The following is a 19,887-nucleotide window of genomic DNA, read 5'->3' as shown; positions in this document are numbered from 1 at the left end:
CGAGCGATCCGGATGGTATACCAGTACACCAAGACGCCCGTTCACTCGACGACGAGGGGAACACGAATGACCGAGCGGCCGGGAGCCGTGGCACCTCCGGCGAACAACTTCCTCGCCTACCTGCGAGCATTCGGCCCCGGCATCGTCGTGGCGCTGAGCTGGGTCGGCACCGGCGACCTGATCGACAACTCGGTGGCGGGCGGCAACTACGGGTACGCCCTGCTGTGGGTGCTGCCGCTCTCGCTCGTCTTCCGGTTCGTCTTTGTGAACGCACTGGGCAAGTACCCGCTCTACAACATGCAGCAGGACCCGAGCATCGTGCGCGGCATCGCCAGGACGCACCCGGCCTTCGGCTGGCTGATGCTCGTCTCGTTCGTGCTCTACACCCACATCCTGCTGGCGTTCACCCTCAGCGGCGTCGGCGTGGCGCTGGAGGGGCTGTTCGGCGGGCTGCCCACGTTCTGGTGGTCGGTGATCGGGGCGTTATCGGTCTTCGCCGTCACGCTCAAGGGCGCCTATCGGCTGATCGAGCGCATCTTCAAGGTGGTGCTGGCGCTCATGGTGCTCACCTTCGTGGTCGGCATCGCGCTCGTCGGGATCAACTGGGGTGAGCTGGTCAAGGGCTTCGCGTTCGAGCTGCCGGCGCAGCAGGGCCTCTTCGACTCCGGCCTGGTGGCGTCCAGCCTCGTGCTCGCCACGCTCGGCTCGATGGCCAACCTCTTCTACCCGGAGTTCCTGCGGGAGAAGGGCTGGACCACGCCGGCGCATCGTCGCGTGCAGCAGTACGACCTGCTGTTCGGCACGATGGTGGTGCTGTTCCTCGGCGTCGCGGTGTGGGCGATCGGGGCCGAGGTGCTGTTCGGGAAGCAGGGTGTGAGCGAGGCCGGGGACATCGCGGCCGCGCTGGGCGCCGCCGTCGGCCCCGTCGGCCCGTACATCTTCTACCTCGGCCTGCTCGGGGCAGCGTGGACGACGGTGGCGGGGTCGCTCTTCGCGCTGGCGAAGATGGTGGTCGAGGCACTGCACGTGGTGCGCCCCGGCCGGGAGGAGCGCTACCCGGGCGGCCGCACCAGCGACCCCGCCTACCGCTGGGTGATCGTCTGGGGTCTGCTCGCGGTCGTGTGGTCCCTGCCGCACGCGCCCGGATTCGTGGCGCTCGTCGTGGTGTCCCACGTGCTGACGTCGCCGTTCCTGCTGCTGATCGTGATCGCCCTCATCGTGATGCTCAACCGCGCGGACATCATGGGCCGGTACACGAACAGCTGGAAGGAGAACGTCGGGCTCGGGCTCGTCGCCGCCTTCGTCGCGGTCGCCGCCGTGCAGGGGATCGGCAAGGCTGTGGGTGAGCTGTTCTCGTGATCGAAAGGAACCATGAGTGACGACCGTCGCCGCAGCAGTGGCCGACCTGCTCGCCGAAGCGGGCGCCCGCCGCTTCTACACCGTGCCAGGGGAGTCGTTCCTCAGCCTGATCGACGAGGTCGACCGGCATCCCGGACTCCAGTTGGTGTCGGTGCGACATGAATCCGGTGCGGCGTTCATGGCCGACGCCGACGCCCGGTTGACGGGCGTTCCCGCCGTGGCCATGGCGAGCCGCGGCCCCGGTGCGTCGAACCTCGCGATCGGCGTGCACACCGCCCACCAGGACTCGACGCCCATGATCGTGCTACTCGGGCAGGTCGACTCACACCTGCGCGGGCGCGAGGCCTTCCAGGAGGTCGACCTCACCGCGTTCTACGGCCCGATCACCAAGTGGGCCGTCACGGCAGAACGCGCCGAGGACGTGCCCGGCCTCGTCGCCGAGGGTTGGCGGATCGCGATGTCCGGCCGCCCGGGCCCGGTGGCGATCGCGATCCCGAGCGACTTCGTGGACGCCGAGTTCTCGGGCGCTGTGGCGCCGCCGGTCGCGGAGCCGGCCGGCACGGACACCGCCGCCGTCGAGGAGCTGGCGGGCCGCCTGCTCGCCGCGCGCCGGCCGGTCGCCATCGCCGGGGAAGGGGCCCGCCCGGCCCGCGACCGGCTCGTGGCCGCGGCAGAACGCTTCGGCATCGGCGTCTGCACGTCGTTCCGCCGCCAGGACGCCTTCCCGGTGGACCACCCGAACTTCCTGGGCCACCTCGCGCTGGCGACCCCGGACGCCACCGTCGATGCCGTGGCGGGCGCGGACCTGCTGCTCGTCATCGGCACCCGGCTCGACGAGGTCACTACCCAGCGGTACGGGCTGCCGGCGCCCGGATGCGAGGTCGTCCCGATCGGCCGGTACGGCCACGGCGGGATCGACGCCGATCCGGCCGACGTGCTGGCGGCGCTCGCGCGCTGGGACGGACCAGCGCGCGAGGTGGACTGGACGCCGGTGCACTCGGCCGTCGATGACTGGTCGACGCTCCCCGCCGTCGACGCCGACGGGGGCGTGCACCCGGCCGCCGTGATCGCCGCCCTGCACCGGCACCTCCCCGTCGACGGGATCGTCACCAACGACGCAGGCAACTTCGCCGCCTTCCTGCACCGCTACTGGCGCTTCCCGCCCACCACCACCCAGCTCGCGCCCGTGAACGGCGCGATGGGCTACGCCGTGCCTTCCGCGGTCGCCGCCGCGGCGGCCGCACCGGAGCGCACCGCCGTGGCGGTGGTCGGTGACGGCGGTGTCCTCATGACCGGCCATGAGATCGAGACCGCGGTGCGGATCGGCGTGCCCGTCGTCGTGCTCGTGCTGCAGAACGGCATGTACGGGACGATCGCGATGCACCAGGCTCGTGACCTGGGTCGTACCTCGGGCGTCGACATCGGCGACGTCGACCTCGTGCGGTGGGCCGAGGGGTTGGGGGCCGCCGCGTACGGCGTGACCGAGGCGGGAGAGCTGGACGACGCGCTGCACCGCGCCGTCACCGGCGGGCGGCCTGCGGTGGTGGCAGTCCGGACCGATCCGGACATCATCACGCCGACGGCGACGCTCGCCGGCCTGCTCGAGCGGGTGCCGGTGTGAGGCGGGCGCCGGAGGAGCTGCGCAGCCACCGCTGGTTCGGAGCCAGCGACCTACGGTCTTTCGGACACCGGTCCCGTGCGCAGCAGATGGGCTACGACGCCGAGGAGTACACCGGCCGGCCGGTGATCGGCATCCTCAACACCTGGAGCGAGCTCAACCCCTGCCACACGCACTTCCGGGAGCGGGCCGAGGAGGTCAAGCGCGGGGTGTGGCAGGCGGGCGGGTTCCCGGTGGAGCTGCCGGCGATGTCGCTGTCGGAGCCGTTCCAGAAGCCGACCACGATGCTCTACCGCAACATGCTCGCGATGGAGGCCGAGGAGCTGCTGCGCTCCCACCCCGTCGACGGGGCGGTGCTGATGGGCGGCTGCGACAAGACCACGCCGGGCCTCGTGATGGGCGCGACGAGCATGGGGCTCCCGTTCGTGTTCCTGCCGGCGGGCCCGATGCTGCCCGGCCGTTGGGGCACCGAGGTGCTCGGCAGTGGCTCGGACACCTGGAAGTACTGGGACCGCAAGCGCGCCGGCACGATCTCCGACGAGGACTGGCGCGCTATCGAGGGTGGCATCGCCCGCTCCCCGGGGCACTGCATGACGATGGGTACGGCCAGCACGATGACGGCGGCGGCGGAGGCGCTCGGCCTGACCCTGCCCGGCGCATCGTCGGTGCCGGCCGCGTTCTCCGGCCACGCCCGGATGGCGGTGGCGACCGGACGCCGGATCGTGGACATGGTGTGGGAGGACCTGCGGCCCGGCCAGGTACTCATGGCCGCCGCCTTCACGAACGCCGTCACGGTGGTGATGGCGCTGGGCGGCTCGACCAACTCGGTGATCCACCTGGTCGCGATGGCAGGCCGCGCGGGGGTGAAGCTGTCGCTCGACGACTTCGACGCAGTCTCCCGGCGCACGCCCGTCCTCGCGAACATCCGCCCGTCCGGCGCACACCTCATGGCCGACTTCCACGACGCGGGCGGCCTGCGTGCCCTGATGGTCGAGCTGGGCGACCTGCTGGACCCGGATGCCCGCACCGTCGCCGGCACGACCATCGGGGAGAACATCGCAGGTGCTGTGACGCACGACGCGGACGTCATCCGCAGCCGCGACCGCGCGCTCTTCCCGGAAGGCGCGCTCGTCGTGCTGCGCGGCAGCCTCGCCCCGGACGGCTGTGTGCTCAAGACGTCGGCCGCCAGCCCGCACCTGCTCCAGCACACCGGGCGCGCCGTGGTGTTCGACGACTACGACGACCTCGCCGCCCGCATCGACGCCGACGACCTCGACGTCGACGCGGACTCCGTGCTCGTGCTGCGCGGAGCCGGCCCGATCGGCGGCCCCGGCATGCCCGAGTGGGGCCAGCTGCCGATCCCGAAGAAGCTGCTGCGCGCCGGGGTGACCGACATGGTCCGCATCTCCGACGCCCGGATGAGCGGTACGAGCTTCGGAACCTGCGTGCTCCACGTCGCGCCTGAGTCGGCGGCGCGCGGCCCGCTCGCCCTCGTCCGCGACGGCGACCTCGTCCGGCTGGACGTGCCCGGCCGCCGCCTGGACCTGCTCGTGCCGGACGAGGAGCTCGCGACCCGCCGGGAAGCGTGGCGCCCGCCCGCGCCGCCGCCGGCGCGTGGGTACGGCGCGATGTTCGCCCGGCACGTCACGCAGGCCGACCAGGGGTGCGACTTCGACTTCCTCGCCGGATCCGGCGCCCCGGAGCCCGCCATCCACTGACTATGCGCCGGTGCTCCCGTCCACCGACTCGCTGCTCCGGGGAGTCGTCGCGTGCGGACCGTCGGTCACAGTTGATCACCATAGGGAAGACTGGCGCCGTGCCTGAGTGGAGTCCCATCGCGACCGGCGAGTCCCGCGCCCAGGTGTTCCGGCGCGACGACGGAGCGCTGATCGCGAAACACGTGGCATCGGGCGGCGTCGACGACCTGCTCGAAGAGCGCCTGCGGATCGAGTGGCTGGCCGGCACCGGCATCCCGGGTCCGTCCGTCGTGGACTGGTCGACGTCCGATGCCGGCGCCCGCCTGGTGATGACGACGGTTCCGGGTGTCCCGGCGAGCGAGCTGGACTCGAACACGCTGCTGCGCGCGTGGCCGGCCCTCGTCGGCATGCTGCGCCGATTGCATGAGCTCCCGGCGGCGGACTGCCCGTTCGAGCGGACTCTGGGAACGATGTTCCGGATCGCGGAGGACGTGGTCCGCCGTGACGCCGTCATCCCCGACTTCCTCACCGAGGACCAGCACGGCCGGCCGCACACCGAGCTGCTGGCCGACCTGCGCACCCAGCTCGACGAGCGCCTCGCTCAGGAGTCGAAGGACCTGGTGGTCTGCCACGGAGACGCGTGCCTGCCGAACTTCATGGTCGACCCGGACACGCTGACCTGCACGGGCCTGATCGACCTCGGCCGCCTCGGCACAGCAGACCGCCACGCCGACCTGTCCCTGCTGCAGGCCAACGCGAGCGAGACCTGGGAAGGCGACGACGAGCCCCGAGCGGACCGCCTACTGGCCGACCTCTACGGCCCGGAGCGCGTCGACCCCGACCGGATGCGGTTCTACCTCCACCTGGACCCACTGACCTGGTCGTGACGGCGTCCGGATCAGGACAGGTGAGCGAGCACGTTGATCACGGTGCCACTGGGATCTTCCATGAAGAAGCGACGGACACCCCATGGCTCGTTGGTGAGCGGGTACACGACGCGCAGTCCACGCCGGACAACCTCGGCATGCGCGGCGTCAACCGCGTGCGGGTCGCCGAGGTCGACCCCGAAACGTGGCGGAGGGTTCTCCATCCCGCGTGGAGGGATGAGGACCTGAGCCGTGGGGTTCGTCGGCGAGGTGACGCCAAGGATCGGATCTTCCATCGCAACCTCGAACCCGAGAACCTCGACGTAGAAGTCCCGGGAGGCGGCGAGGTCGTCTCCATCGGCGTAAGCGACGATTCTTTTGATCACCAGGCCAGGATGACAGCGGCGCGCCCCGGAGGGCTTGGACAAACCGGAACCGCCGCCGCCGTGACCGCGACCGCCCGGTTTGCGCGCCACGTGATGACCTCGCACAGCCCACAGCTACCGCGAGGACCGCGACGAACGCTCGGACAAGGTGGTCGAGAGGTAGGCGAGCGCCCTCCGCGAGATCGGGGTTCCGGGGGCGGAGCCCCCGGCCGGGGGTCTGGGGGCTTGGCCCCCAGAGGAAACCCGACACGCGACAGGGCGAACGCTCTCCGCGAGCAGGGTTCGCCCGAGCGTGGAGACGAGGGGAATCGAACCCCTAACCCCCGCCTTGCAAAGGCGGTGCTCTGCCAATTGAGCTACGTCCCCTGGCTGAACGGGGACGTTACCCGCTCAGCAGCGGGCGGTGTCGCCCGGGTTCAGTTCTTGGTGGCCTCGTGCCAGAGGTCGGTCTCGCGGGAGGCGCGCACCTTGGAAAAGATGAAGGCGCCCGCGGCGAGAGCGACTGCCACGGCGATGAGCTTCTTCACGAGGATCACGTCCTAACCTGTCCCGAAGGATGTCCGGAGTGGAGCTCAGGGAAGTGGGCCCAGCTGGATTTGAACCAGCGACCTCGTCGTTATCAGCGACGCGCTCTAACCAACTGAGCTATGGGCCCTTGCGCCGGGGACGAGGCTACCGCAGCACCCCCGGCCGCCTTCAACCGGATACCCCCTCGGGTCAGTCCCGCTCCGAGAGGGTGACCTCGATGCCGCCGACGAGGTCGGCGGACACGTTGTAGACGAACGCGCCCACCGTGACGGCCACGGCGAAGAGCAGGCTGTTGATCGCCCCGATCACCGCGGCGAAGCCGAACACCCGTCCGGCGCTGATCAGCGGGCTGCCCGTGGGGGTGTCCCCGGACACCAGGTCGGCGTAGGTGCCGTTGAGCCGGTCCCACACCCCCATGCCGTCGAGTGCGCCGTAGAGCACGCCGACCGCCACCAGCCAGATGAAGAACAGCACGACGGCCAGCACGAGGCCCAGCTTCAGCGCCGACCACGGGTCGAGCCGCTTGAGCTGGAGTGCCGCCTGCCGTGGTGGCCGGTTGCGCACGGAGCGCACGGTGGACCAGCTGCCGGTGTCGGCCGAGCCACCCGACCCAGCGCGCTGCTCGTCGTAGTGCGCCGGCGGCTCGAGGAACGCGGTGGGGCCCTCGTCGAGCAGCGTGGTGTCCTGCTCCTCTTGAGAGGGCTCTGGCGGCGCTTCCGTGGCTCCACCGCCCCCCGACATCCGGTGCCACGGCGGCGGGGCCGCCGCTTCCGGCCCCGGCCCTGGCATCGGGCCGGGCGCGGGCTCCGGGTCCGGCGGACGCGGAGCGGGCGCGGGAGCCGGCGAAGAGGCCTCCGCCGGCACCTCCGGCGCCGAAGCCGCCTGCGCCTCCCCCGTCGGGCCGCCGGCTCCCCCGTGGGGCCGCGGCAGCTGGATGTGCGCCGTGGGCGCATCCGGGCCCGTGGGATCCACCGGCCGCTCGGCGGCGGGCGCCTCCTCGGACTGCGCGGGAGCCGACCCGTTCGCCCCAGCAGCACCGCCGGGCCGAGCGGGCGCGGCCTCCGCTCCGTTCGCCTGTCCGTTCGCCTGCGGCGGGATCGCCGCCTGCTCGCCGGTGGCCACGCGGCCACGGCCGTCGGACTCGTCCGGTGTGCTCGTCGTGTCGTTCACGAGGTGAACGTCTCCTCGGGGACTGGTGGGTGGGGCGGCTCGCGAGCTCAGTCGGCCGACTGGTCGTCCGCGTCGTCCTCGGCGTTGCGCGCCACCGCGAGAAGCGTGGCACTCTCGCCGAGGTTCATCAGGCGGACCCCCTTCGTCTGCCGGCCGGCCTTGCGGACCTCCCTGGCGGTCGTGCGAATCACCCCTCCGGTGGAGGTGATCGCGTACAGCTCGTCGTCGATCCCGACGATGAGCGCGCCGACCAGAGTGCCACGGCGGCGGTCGTACTGGAGGGTCAGAACACCCTTGCCGCCCCGACCCTGCACCGGATAGTCCTCGATCGGGGTGCGCTTGGCGTACCCGCCTGCTGTGGCGACGAGCACGAACGTGTCCGGCTGCACCACGGCGAGCGACAGCAACCGGTCGCCCTCGTTGAAGCGCATGCCCAGCACGCCGGACGTGGCGCGACCCATCGGACGCAGTGCGTCGTCGCTCGCGGCGAACCGGATGGACTGGCCCTCCGCGGAGACGAGCAGCAGGTCGTCGGTGGCCGAGCAGAGCACGGCTCCCACGAGCTCGTCGTCCTCGCGCAGGTTGATGCCGATCAGGCCGCCGGTGCGGTTGGAGTCGAAGTCGGTGAGCCGCGACTTCTTCACCAGACCACTTCTCGTCGCAAGGACGAGATATGGCGACGCCTGGTAGTCCTTGATCTGCATGACCTGCGCGATGTGCTCGTCCGGCTGGAACGCGAGCAGGTTGGCCACGTGCTGGCCGCGAGCGCTGCGGTTGGCCTCCGGCAGCTCGTATGCCTTGAGGCGATACACCCGGCCCTTGTTCGTGAAGAACAGCATCCAGTCGTGCGTGGAGCACACGAAGAAGTGGGCGACGATGTCGTCCTGCTTCAGCTGCGCACCCTGCACACCCTTCCCGCCGCGCTTCTGCGCCCGGTACAGGTCGGTCTTGGTGCGCTTGGCGTAGCCGGTCTGAGTAATCGTCACAACGACATCTTCGACCGCGATCAGGTCCTCGTTGGTGACGTCGCCGTCGTCGGCCACGATCTTCGTGCGCCGCTCGTCGCCGTGCTTCTCGACGATCTCGATGAGCTCGTCGCGCACGATCGTGCGCTGCCGCTCCGGCCGGGCGAGGATGTCCTCGAGGTCGGCGATCGTGCGCTCGATCTCGGCCAGCTCGTCGATGATCTTCTGTCGTTCCAGCGCGGCGAGCCGCCGCAACTGCATGTCCAGGATCGCCTGGGCCTGGATCTCGTCGACGTCGAGCAGCTCGATCAGACCCTGGCGAGCGACGTCGACCGTCTCCGACGCTCGGATCAGCGCGATGACCTCGTCGAGCGCATCGAGCGCCTTGACGTAGCCGCGCAGGATGTGGGCCCGCTCCTCGGCCTTGCGCAGCCGGTAGCGGGTGCGCCGGACGATGACCTCGATCTGGTGGCGGATGTAGTTGCGCACCATCTGGTCGAGCCGGAGCGTGCGCGGCACACCGTCGACGATGGCCAGCATGTTGACGCCGAAGCCCTGCTGCAGCTGGGTGTGCTTGTACAGGTTGTTGATCACGACCTTGGCGACGGCGTCGCGCTTGAGCGTGATGACGATCCGCATGCCGACCCGGTCGGACGACTCGTCGTTGATCTCGGCGATGCCGGAGAGCTTGCCGTCGCGGTGCTGCTGCGCGATCGACTCGATGAGGTTGTCCGGGTTGACCTGGTACGGCAGCTCGGTGACCACGAGGGTGGTGCGCCCCTTGGCGTCCTCCTCGACCTCGACCACCGCACGCATCCGCACCGAGCCGCGGCCGGTGCGGTAGGCCTGCTCGATCCCGTCGCGGCCGACGATCGTGCCCGCGGTCGGGAAGTCGGGCCCCTTGATGCGCTGCATGAGCGCGGTGAGGAGCTCCTCGTCGTTGGCCTCCCAGTTGTCCAGCGCCCACACGACGCCGTCGCCGACCTCGCGCAGGTTGTGCGGCGGGACGTTGGTAGCCATGCCGACGGCGATGCCGACGCTGCCGTTGATCAGCAGGTTGGGCACCCGCGACGGCAGGACCAGCGGCTCCTGGGTCTTACCGTCGTAGTTGTCGGCCAGGTCGACGGTGTCCTCGTCGATGTCCTGCAGCATCGCCATGGCGAGCGGGGACAGCCGGCACTCCGTGTACCTCATGGCGGCAGCTGGGTCGTTGCCGCGGGAGCCGAAGTTGCCCTGCCCGTCGATCAGCGGGTACCGCAGCGCCCAGGGCTGGGCGAGCCGGACGAGGGCGTCGTAGATGGCCGAGTCGCCGTGCGGGTGGTAGTTACCCATCACCTCGCCGACGACGCGCGCGCACTTGACGTACGAGCGATCCGGCCGGAAGCCGTTCTCCCCCATCGAGTACAGCACCCGCCGGTGCACCGGCTTGAGCCCGTCCTCGACCAGGGGCAGCGCCCGGCCAACGATCACGCTCATCGCGTAGTCGATGTAGGAGCGCTGCATCTCCTGCTGGATGTCGACCGGCTCGGTGCGGTCGCCTTCCGGCGGCGGGGGCAGCGTGGGGTCCAAGGTGTCGGTCATCGTCCTTCTCTGCTCGTACGGTTCCGGTTCCGGTATCGGGCGCGCGGACTACACGTCCAGGAACCGCACGTCCTTGGCGTTGCGCGTGATGAACGATCGGCGGGACTCGACGTCCTCGCCCATCAGGATCGAGAACAGCTCGTCGGCCGTGGCGGCGTCGTCGAGTGTGATCTGCATGAGCAGCCGGTGGGCCGGGTCCATCGTGGTCTCCCAGAGCTCCTTGGCGTTCATCTCGCCGAGGCCCTTGTAGCGCTGGACGCCCTCTTCCTTGGGCAGCTTCTTGCCCGCTGCCCGGCCGGCCTCGATGAGGCCGTCGCGCTCGCGGTCGGTGTAGGCGAACTCCGGCTCGCTGCCCCGGCCGCCCCACTTGATCTTGTAGAGCGGAGGCTGTGCGAGGAACACGTGGCCGGCCTCGACCAGCGGCCGCATGAAGCGGAACAGCAGGGTGAGCAGCAGGGTGCGGATGTGCTGACCGTCGACGTCGGCGTCGGCCATCAGCACGATCTTGTGGTACCGCAGCTTGGAGAGGTCGAACTCGTCGTGGATGCCCGTGCCCAGCGCCGTGATGATGGCCTGGACCTCGGTGTTCTTGAGCACGCGGTCGATCCGCGCCTTCTCGACGTTGATGATCTTGCCGCGGATCGGCAGGATCGCCTGGTACATCGAGTCGCGGCCGGACTTGGCCGAGCCCCCCGCCGAGTCGCCCTCCACGATGTAGACCTCGGACTTGGACGGGTCGGTGGAGCGGCAGTCGGCGAGCTTGCCGGGAAGACCGCCGATGTCACCCGCGCTCTTGCGCCGCACCAGCTCGCGGGCCTTGCGCGCCGCCATCCGCGCCTGCGCGGACTGCACCGCCTTGTTGACGATGGTGCGGGCCTCGGTGGGGTTGCGCTCGAACCAGTCGGCGATCCATTCGTTGCTGACCCGCTGCACGAACGACTTGATCTCGGTGTTGCCGAGCTTGGTCTTGGTCTGCCCCTCGAACTGGGGCTCCTTCAGCTTGACCGAGACGATCGCGGCGAGGCCCTCGCGGATGTCGTCGCCGGACAGCGCCGGGTCCTTCTCCTTGAGCAGCTTCTTGTCGCGCGCGTACTTGTTGACGGTGGTCGTCAGCGCGGAGCGGAAGCCCTCCTCGTGGGTGCCGCCCTCGTGGGTGTTGATCGTGTTGGCGAAGGTGTAGACCGACTCCGTGTACCCGGAGTTCCACTGCATCGCCACCTCGACCGCGTGGCCCTCAGCCTCGGCGGCGTACGAGACGAGCTTCTTGTGGATCGGGTCCTTCGACTTGTTCAGGTGGGCGACGAAGTCCTCGAGCCCGCCGGGGTAGCAGAAGGTGTACTCCTTGACCTTCGCCACGTACCCCTCGGCGTCGGGCTCCTCCTCCTCGGCCGGATGCCCGTTGCGCTCGTCGCGCAGGATGATCGTGAGGCCCTTGTTGAGGAAGGCCATCTCCTGCAGGCGACGGCGGATCGTCTCGATGTTGAACGTGAGCGTCTCGAAGATGTCGCCGTCGGGCCAGAACGTGACGGAGGAGCCGGTGCGCTGGGTGGGCTCGCCCTTGCGCAGCGGACCGGGCACCGAGCGGGCGTAGTGCTGGCGCCACACGAAGCCGTCGGTGTGGATCTCGACGTCGAGCGCGACCGAGAGCGCGTTGACCACCGAGACGCCGACGCCGTGCAGACCGCCCGACACCGCGTAGGAGTCGCTGTCGAACTTGCCGCCCGCGTGCAGCATGGTGAGCACCATCTCGACAGCGGGCTTCTTCTCCACCGGGTGCATGCCGACCGGGATGCCTCGGCCGTCGTCGACGACGCGGACGCCACCGTCCTCCTGCAGCGTGACCTCGACGCGCGTGGCGTGGCCCGCCATCGCCTCGTCGACGGCGTTGTCCACGACCTCCCAGATCAGGTGGTGCAGCCCCCGCTCACCGGTGGAGCCGATGTACATGCCGGGCCGCTTACGGACCGCCTCGAGACCCTCGAGAACGGTGATGGACGACGCGCTGTAGGCGTTCTTCTTCTCCGGCACGGGCAGCCTGTCTCCTCGCCATGACGGCCCGGACCGGGCGCACGACAACGCCCCCGTGTCAGAGCCTCTAGACCGGGCGATCGGGGAGCGCCCGGGAACTCGTCTCCATCATACCGGGGCGGCTTGACAGGAACGCGGCTAGGACACCCCCAGAATCGTCGCAGACAGCCGATTGGGAACCTGGACGGGTTCGATCGGCTGCGACGGGGGATGAAACGGGCTACGGCGCCGTCACGTCGCCCTGAATCGCCGCATGGCGCGATCGACGTCATCCGTACGTGTCTCGAGGCCCCCTGCCGCGGACGTGCCTCGGCCCGTGCCTCCAGCTCGGCCCGGACGGTGCGACCACGCGGATCCGGCGCACGACGTCCTTCCCCACGGAACCGGCCAGCCGGGAGAGCAGCTGGCGCTGCAGCTGGCGCAGCTGCGTTGCCCACGCCGTGGACTCGGCCTGCAGCACGAGCTCCCCGTCCCGCAACGACAGCGGCGTGCAGTGGTCGGCGATATCGGCGCCGACGAGGTGCGGCCAGCGGCCCAGGACGGTGGCGTCGGTCAGGCGCGGCGACCAGCCGCGGTCCAGCGAAACTCGCGAGACCACCCGGCCGAAGGGTTGCGGATCACGCTCGTCCGGGCCGGGGCCCGACCATCGCCTGCGGCGGCCGCGGGAGCTGGCCGGCTTGCGACCCTGCTTCTCGGCGGTGCGCTTGGCCGCTCGCTCGGCGCTGGCCTCCCGTGCCGCGCGCAGTGCCTCGCGGGCCAGATCCGCGCCGCGGCCACGACCAGCGGTCTCCCCCTGTTCATCCCCAGGGCTGGGGACAACCGCCCTCGAATGGGGCGCGGCGGGCGGTTCCCCGGGCACGATGGGCGGTCGTTTCTGCTCGTCATCACCAGTGCGACGAAAGTTATCCACAGTATCCACACCTTTGTCCCCAGGTGGGCGACGTCACAGCCGGCCTCCTGACGTGGACTCTTGCGTAAGCCGCTCGATGTGCCCTCCGCTCACCGCGAATCGGTCGCCGTCGAGCGCGTCGGGGACGTCCTCGGCCACCGCCGCGGTGACCAGCACCTGCTCGGCGCGACGGGCGACGTCGGCGAGGGCGGTACGGCGACGTGAGTCGAGCTCCGCGAACACGTCGTCGAGCACGAGGACCGGCTCGACGTCGTCGTCGCACAGCAGCCGGTACGAGGCGAGCCGCAGCGCGAGCGCCAGCGCCCATGACTCCCCGTGGCTCGCGTACCCCTTGGCGGGGCCGTCCCCGAGTCGCAGCTCCAGGTCGTCGCGGTGCGGGCCGACGAGGCACACACCACGCTCCACCTCCTGCCGCCGCATCCGGCCCATCGCGTCGATGAGGAGTGGCTCCAGCTCGTCCACCGCCCCCGGCAGCTCGCCCTCGATGCTGCACCGGTAGCCGACGGAGATCGGGTCGGAGGTCGGGGCGACCTCGGCGAACGCGTCCACCGCGCGGGGGGCGATGGCGCCGACGAGCTCCAGCCTGCCCGCGAGCAGAGCGGCGCCGTGCCGGGCGAGGTGGCCGTCCCACACGTCGAGGGTGCGCATGTCGCCCCCGCCGCGTGCGGTCTTGAGCAGGGCGGAGCGCTGCCGCAGCACCCGGTCGTAGTCGGAGCGGACGGCGGCGTATCGCGGGAACCGCGAGACGAGGAGGTCGTCGAGGAACCGGCGGCGCTCCCCGGGGTCGCCGCGCACCAGCGCGAGGTCCTCGGGGGCGAACAGCACGGTGCGCAGGATGCCCAGCACGTCCCGTGGTTTCGCTGGAGCACGGTTCACCCTGGCCCGGTTCGCCCGTCCCGGCGCGATCTCCAGCTCGACGGTCAGCTCTCGGCCCTGGTGCACCACTACTCCGCGCACGAGTGCTCGCGGTGCCCCGCGCCGGATGAGCGGCGCATCGGCGGCGACGCGGTGCGAGCCGAGGGTGGCCAGGTATCCGGCCGCCTCCACGAGGTTCGTCTTGCCCACCCCGTTCGGCCCCACGAGCACCGTGACCCCCGGTTGCAGGTCGAGCTCGGCGCTCTCCCACGAGCGGAAGTCCGTGACGGCTAGGCGGCGCAGGTACACCGACTAATTGTGGGTGCTGCCGGTGCCCGAGCTCGGGCCGGCGTGCTCACCGGGCGTTCCGGCCGGCCCGGCGGCCGAGCGCACCGCGTGCCCGCCGAACTGCTGGCGGAGCGCCGCGACCGCCTTCATCGCGGGCGAGGAGTCCTGCCGGGAGGCGAATCGGGCGAACAGGGCAGCGGAGATCACCGGCAGCGGCACGGCGTGCTTGATGGCCTCTTCGATCGTCCAGCGCCCCTCGCCGGAGTCCTCGACGTAGTCGTCGAGCTTCACGAGGCCCGGGTCTTCCTTCAACGCGACGACGAGCAGGTCGAGCAGCCACGAGCGCACCACGGTGCCGCGCGACCACGCCTGGAGCACGCCGGGCACGTCGGTGATCAGCTCGGCGGCCTGCAGCAGCTCGAAGCCCTCGGCGTAGGCCTGCATGAGCCCGTACTCGATGCCGTTGTGGACCATCTTCGAGAAGTGCCCGGCGCCCACCGGGCCCGCGTGCACGAAGCCCTCCTCGCGGGGGCCCTCAGGGCGTAGTGCGTCGAAGATCGGCATGGCCCGCTCGACGTGGTCGGCGGACCCACCCGCCATCAGCCCGTAGCCGTTGGCCTTGCCCCAGACCCCGCCCGAGACGCCGACGTCGAGGTAGCCGATCCCCTTCTCGTCGAGCAGCGCGGCGTTGGGCCCGTCGTCGGTGTAGCGCGAGTTGCCCCCGTCGATCACGAGGTCACCGGGCTCCAGCACGTCGCCCAGCGCGCGCACGGTGCCGCGCGTCGGCTCACCTGAGGGGACCATGACCCACACCACCCGCGGCGCCGTGAGCGCCTTCGCGAGCGCGGTCAGCGATTCGACGTCACTCACCTCGGGCCGGGGGTCGTAGCCGACCACCTCGTGGCCTGCCACGCGCAGCCGGTCGCGCATGTTTCCGCCCATTCGGCCCAGGCCGATGAGTCCCAGTTGCACTTCTCGTCTCTCCTGGAATCGGGGTGCGCGCGGCGTTCAGCCGGGCAGCCGCACTGGCATCAACAGGTGCAGGTACCCCGGCATCGGTTCCGCAGTCTCCTCCGTGGACGCGTCCTTCGCTGGCGCGGGCACCGGCCGCACGAGAGCAGGCCGGTTCGGCGTGGTGAACGTCAGCTGTGCCCGCTCGGTGTGCAGTGCACCGAGGCCGTCGAGAAGGTACCCGGGGTTGAACGCGATCACGAGCGGCGCGCCGTCGAGTTCACACGGAAGCTCTTCCTCGGCGCTGCCGACGTCGTCGCCACCCGCGGCGAGGCGCAGCCCGTCGTCGGCGAACTCCATCCGGACCTGCGCGACGCGATCGGTGACCAGCGCCACGCGCTTGATCGCCTCGACGAGCGGGGCAACCTCGATCACGGCGGCGCTCGTGTGCTCGGCCGGGATCAGCTGGCGGAACCGCGGGAACTCGGCGTCGAGAAGGCGGGTGGTGGCGCGTCTGCCGGCACCCGTGATGCCCAGCATGCCGTCGCCTGCCGACAGCGCGATCTCCACGGTGCCCGCGCCGGAGAGCGTCTTCGCGACCTCGGCGAGCGTGCGCGCCGGGATCAGCACCGCGCTCGACTGCGCGTCGTCCTCCGGGGTCCAGTCCAGCTCGCGGACGGCGAGCCGGAACCGGTCGGTGGCGGCGAGGGTGAGCTGCTCACCCTCGATCTCGAGCCGGATGCCGGTGAGCATCGGCAGCGTGTCGTCGCGGCCTGCCGCGACGGCGACCTGCGCGACGGCCTCGGCGAGCTCGCCAGCGGCGACCCTGCCGGCGAGCTGGGGCATGGCCGGCAGCTGTGGGTAGTCCTCCACCGGCATCGTCGGCAGGCTGAACCGGCTGCTCCCGCAGTTGATCGTGGCGCGGGACCCGTCGACGACGAGATCGACTGGCTTCGACGGAAGCGCGCGGGTGATGTCGGCGAGCAGCCGGCCCGAGACGAGGACGCGGCCCGGGTCGCCGATCGTCGCGTCGAGCTCGACCCGCGCGGACGTCTCGTAGTCGAACCCGGAGACGGTGAGGCGGTCGCCGTCTCCCCCGCCACTGGCCTCGATCAGGACGCCGCCGAGCACCGGGACCGGCGGTCGCGCCGGGAGGCTGCGGGCCACCCAGGCGGCGGCGTCTGCGAGGACGTCGCGTTCGACCCGGAACTTCATGAGGGGACCTCTCACGCTGGGGACGACTCAGGGTCGCCGGCTGGAATGCCGGCGGGCGTTGTGGGTGCGGCGCCCGGACGCCGCCGCGGTGCCGGGAGGACCCGGGCCGGGGAGACCCACCGTAGAGCCTCCGGACGGCGGGTGTCATCCCGGCCATGGGCTACCCGATCGGGATCGCCCGTCCGACTCCATCCACGTCGCTTCTTCTTTCTTAGATGTTCAAAGAGAGAGATCCAGCAGTAGTAGAAGGGCCTGTGCATAGTGTGGATGGGTCACGTTCGCGCTGGTCAGTGGCCGTGTCCGGGTGGGGAGGGCTGGGTGGGCGCACCCGTGGGCGGATGAGGTTGCCGGTGGATGACTGCGCGGAGCGGTCAACTGTCCCCGCTGTGGACACCGGTTTTCCACCGTTCGCGCACGATCCGTCCACCGGCCTCTCGGCGACCATCCACAGAGTTGTCCCCAGATGTGGGTGAAGAGTGGTCGGGTGGGGACGCTGCGCGACCGGATCCGACCGTCGATCCTCACTCTGAGCAAGCCGTTGTGCTCTCTCGCCGCACCCGGGTGACGACGGTTCGTGACCGGGAGTGGTGACGCGAGCGTGGATGCCCGTGTGCGGGGAGCGACCATCCCGCTCCCGGCGGTCGAGTTGGGACGGCGCCCCAGTACTACGGCCGGACTTCGTGATCGTTCTTCTGATCGCAGGCCTTGGGGATCATCTCGGCACGGCGGAGCCGCCGACACCGGTGCAACCCGTGCCGGTCGACGCACCTGGTCACCGGCCAGCCACCCCGTCGACCGGGCGCGCCACCCGAGAACGCGCGCACCGGGCGACACAGGGCCGGGCCGGCGGCAGCCTGTGATCGTCAGCTTGGCGCCTTTCCCGACGTGGGGCGTCGGGTTTCGCGCCGAGCCGCTGATCACCGCCTGGGTCGCGGTGCGTTCCGCGGAACGCACCCCGGGGGTGCGGTCGGGTGCCGGGTCTTTCGTGGGCGCGCCGTTCCCGGCCCGGGCCACCCGGCGCTCACCCACCAGCCCTCGGCCGCCGTCGTGTTCCCGCCGGTTCACCTCAACCCCCGCCTCATGGAGGTGGCCGGGTTGGGTGCACTACCGAATCATGTGGTTGCTCGGGCAGCCGTCCCCGACGCGGGGGCACGCCCGTTCACGACGAGACCACCGCAATTTTGGTGCCACTTGACTGGCTGTGGTCCCGATCCTCGCCCACTGGCCACCCCTGGAATCTGGGGCGTGATCAGCGGAATCGGGACCGGAGCTGCACCACCTGCGGCTGGCGTCCCGTTCCTGCTGATCATGGACCTGCGCACGGGCACTGTCCTTGGGGTGGTCTGGCCGTGATCATCCGGGAGAGGGCTGGGGTGGAGGGTCGGGACCACAGCCGGTCGCGTGGCACCCGAACCGCGGTGGTCTCGTCGAGAACGGGCGTGCCCCCCAGTCGGGGACGGCCGTCCGAGCAACCCGAGGGTTCGGTAGTGCACCCAACCCAGCCACCTCCGCACGGCGACGGCGTCGAGGTGAACGGGAGGGAACACGCGCGAGGCCCGGATCACGAGGCGGGCGCAGGCGGGCCCGGGCCGGGAACGGCGCGCCCACCGGCAGGGGCCCGACCAGCCCGACCCGATGGATCGGCAGGATCGCGCCCTGACCCACCCCGGCCCTCGACCGGCGGCGGGCATGATCCGAACTAGCGGTTGTCCACGGCTGCTGCCACGACCATGAGCACCCGAAACTCCGGATCATGGAAGCGAAGATCGCGAGTAGCGGTTGTCCATGGCTGTCGCCGCAGCCATGAGCAACCGATATTGCGGATCATGGGCGCGGCCACCACCGGACGGGACCCGGCAACAGCGCCCGGTGTATCAGTGGCGAGCGCGCTGCTTGATCCGCGCCGTGAGCTCCTGGACCTGCTCGAAGGTCTTGCGGCGCTGGGCGATCTCGTTGCGGATCTTCTTGTCGGCGTGCATGACCGTGGTGTGGTCGCGGCCGCCGAAGGTCTGCCCGATGCGGGGCAGGGAGAGGTCAGTGAGCTCGCGGCACAGATACATGGCGATCTGGCGGGGCTGGGCGTGTGCCTTCGACTTCCCCGGTCCGCAGAGCTCGTCGATCGTGACGCCGAAGAACTCGGCGGTGACGGCCATGATCGTGGGCGCGGTGATCTCGGACGCCGCGGAGTCGGGGATGAGGTCGCGCAGCACGATCTCGGCGAGCTGCGTGTCGACCGGTTGCCGGTTCAGCGACGCGAACGCCGTGACGCGGATGAGCGCGCCCTCGAGCTCTCGGATGTTGCGCTCGATGCGCTCGGCGATGAACTCGAGGACGTCGCCGGGGACGGCGAGGCGGTCCTGCGCGGCCTTCTTCCGCAGGATCGCGATGCGGGTTTCCAGCTCTGGTGGCTGGATGTCGGTGATGAGGCCCCACTCGAACCGGGTGCGCATCCGGTCCTCGAGCGTCTCGAGGCGCTTCGGCGGCCGGTCCGAGGAGACGACGATCTGCTTGTTGGCGTTGTGGAGGGTGTTGAAGGTGTGGAAGAACTCCTCCTGGGTCCCTTCCTTGCCCTCCAGGAACTGGATGTCGTCCACCAACAGCACGTCGACGTCGCGGTAGCGGCGCTGGAACGCCACCTTCCGGTCGTCGCGCAGCGAGTTGATGAAGTCGTTGGTGAACTCCTCGGTGGAGACGTACCGCACGCGCATGCCGGGGAACAGCCGCTGCGTGTAGTGGCCGACCGCGTGGAGCAGGTGGGTCTTGCCCAGCCCGGAGTCGCCCCAGATGAAGAGGGGGTTGTACGCGCGCGCAGGCGCCTCGGCCACGGCGACCGCAGCGGCATGGCTGAACCGGTTGGACGCCCCGATGACGAACGTGTCGAAGGTGTACTTCTCGTTCAGCCGCGTCTGCGAGCGCGGGGTGACGGCCTCGCCGGCAGGAGGGCCGGAATAGGTAGGCCACACCTCGGGGGTCCGCCCGTCGCCGGACTCGCGCGGGCCGCCGTTCGTGCGCGCGCCGTCGGTGTCGAGAACGGCGTCGAGGGGGCCTGTGGTGTGCAGTGCGATCCCGTCGGAGCCGACGGGATCGGCCGGCTGCTCGACAGGTAGGTGGTCGGTGGCGGCGGAAGCGAGCGCGGAGCGCGTGACAGCTCCCGGCGGGTCGGGCACCTCGGTGCCGCCGGAGGCAGCGGAGGCGTCGACGACGACAGCGAGGTTCACCGTGACGCCCAGGTGCCGGCCGAGCGCGTCGCTGATCGGCCGCCGCAGGATGCGTTCGATCGCGTCCTTCGCGAACTCGCTCGGAGCCGCGAGCAGGGCTGTGCCGTCGATCAGACCGAGCGGCCGTGTGAGCCGGAGGAAGGCGCGCTGCTGCGGGGAGAGCGACTGGGGACCAGAGCCTGCCGCCGCGCCCGAAAGATCGGCGATGACGCGGTTCCAGACCTGTCCCAAGTCACCTGGTTGGTCGGCCAC

General features: G+C 70.6%; 13 protein-coding genes, 2 tRNA genes and 1 pseudogene. 4 read left to right on the top strand and 12 right to left on the bottom strand.

Going from position 1 to position 19,887, the window contains the following annotated elements:
* Positions 1-66: 66 nt before the first annotated feature.
* From K1T35_RS00080 to K1T35_RS00065, 4 genes are all read left to right on the top strand, one after another.
* Positions 67-1,359 (top strand): Nramp family divalent metal transporter, encoded by a 1,293-nt coding sequence (locus K1T35_RS00080; RefSeq protein WP_220258159.1) that lies wholly within the window; start codon positions 67-69, stop codon positions 1,357-1,359.
* A 16-nt stretch (positions 1,360-1,375) separates the two neighbouring features.
* Positions 1,376-2,980, top strand: a complete 1,605-nt coding sequence (locus K1T35_RS00075) for a thiamine pyrophosphate-binding protein (RefSeq protein ID WP_255621427.1) — start codon at positions 1,376-1,378, stop codon at positions 2,978-2,980.
* Positions 2,977-4,695 (top strand): L-arabinonate dehydratase, encoded by a 1,719-nt coding sequence (araD, locus tag K1T35_RS00070; protein WP_220258158.1) that lies wholly within the window; start codon positions 2,977-2,979, stop codon positions 4,693-4,695. The genes K1T35_RS00075 and araD overlap by 4 nt, the downstream gene beginning before the upstream one ends.
* A gap of 71 nt (positions 4,696-4,766) precedes the next feature.
* Positions 4,767-5,561, top strand: coding sequence for an APH(3'') family aminoglycoside O-phosphotransferase (locus K1T35_RS00065; RefSeq protein ID WP_255621426.1), 795 nt, complete (start codon positions 4,767-4,769; stop codon positions 5,559-5,561).
* 11 nt (positions 5,562-5,572) lie between these two features.
* Here the strand turns inward: K1T35_RS00065 and K1T35_RS00060 are convergent, their stop codons facing one another.
* The 12 genes and pseudogenes from K1T35_RS00060 to dnaA form a co-directional block, all read right to left on the bottom strand.
* A complete protein-coding gene (locus tag K1T35_RS00060) occupies positions 5,573-6,016 on the bottom strand; it encodes a VOC family protein (RefSeq protein ID WP_370645288.1) in 444 nt (147 codons plus the stop codon).
* Positions 6,017-6,219: 203 nt separating this feature from the next.
* Positions 6,220-6,292, bottom strand: a tRNA-Ala gene (locus K1T35_RS00055).
* Between the two features lie 50 nt (positions 6,293-6,342).
* Positions 6,343-6,462, bottom strand: coding sequence for a DLW-39 family protein (locus tag K1T35_RS00050; protein ID WP_220258156.1), 120 nt, complete (start codon positions 6,460-6,462; stop codon positions 6,343-6,345).
* Between the two features lie 45 nt (positions 6,463-6,507).
* A tRNA-Ile gene (locus tag K1T35_RS00045) sits at positions 6,508-6,581 on the bottom strand.
* A gap of 62 nt (positions 6,582-6,643) precedes the next feature.
* Entirely contained in the window at positions 6,644-7,624 is a 981-nt protein-coding gene (locus tag K1T35_RS49675) for a DUF3566 domain-containing protein (protein WP_370645287.1), read from the bottom strand.
* Positions 7,625-7,671: 47 nt separating this feature from the next.
* Complete coding sequence (gyrA, locus tag K1T35_RS00035) at positions 7,672-10,170, bottom strand: DNA gyrase subunit A (protein ID WP_220258155.1); 2,499 nt, start codon at positions 10,168-10,170, stop codon at positions 7,672-7,674.
* Positions 10,171-10,218: 48 nt separating this feature from the next.
* Entirely contained in the window at positions 10,219-12,198 is a 1,980-nt protein-coding gene (gene gyrB / locus K1T35_RS00030; RefSeq protein WP_220258154.1) for a DNA topoisomerase (ATP-hydrolyzing) subunit B, read from the bottom strand.
* A gap of 268 nt (positions 12,199-12,466) precedes the next feature.
* Positions 12,467-13,057 carry a DUF721 domain-containing protein gene (locus K1T35_RS00025; protein WP_220258153.1) on the bottom strand — a complete coding sequence of 197 codons (591 nt, stop codon included), beginning with the start codon at positions 13,055-13,057 and terminating at the stop codon, positions 12,467-12,469.
* A gap of 84 nt (positions 13,058-13,141) precedes the next feature.
* A complete protein-coding gene (gene recF, locus K1T35_RS00020; RefSeq protein WP_220258152.1) occupies positions 13,142-14,272 on the bottom strand; it encodes a DNA replication/repair protein RecF in 1,131 nt (376 codons plus the stop codon).
* 3 nt (positions 14,273-14,275) lie between these two features.
* Positions 14,276-15,232, bottom strand: a pseudogene (gene gnd, locus K1T35_RS00015) (phosphogluconate dehydrogenase (NAD(+)-dependent, decarboxylating)); the annotation flags it as partial.
* Positions 15,233-15,259: 27 nt separating this feature from the next.
* Positions 15,260-16,417: a DNA polymerase III subunit beta gene (gene dnaN, locus K1T35_RS00010; protein ID WP_220258150.1), complete on the bottom strand. Its 1,158-nt coding sequence runs from the start codon at positions 16,415-16,417 to the stop codon at positions 15,260-15,262.
* 1,874 nt (positions 16,418-18,291) lie between these two features.
* Positions 18,292-19,887: a chromosomal replication initiator protein DnaA gene (gene dnaA / locus K1T35_RS00005; protein WP_220258149.1), complete on the bottom strand. Its 1,596-nt coding sequence runs from the start codon at positions 19,885-19,887 to the stop codon at positions 18,292-18,294.

Source organism: Pseudonocardia sp. DSM 110487, assembly GCF_019468565.1.
Lineage (GTDB): Bacteria > Actinomycetota > Actinomycetes > Mycobacteriales > Pseudonocardiaceae > Pseudonocardia.
The sequence above is the reverse complement of the archived record's forward strand: the minus strand, read 5'-3'. Positions and strand labels throughout refer to the sequence as shown.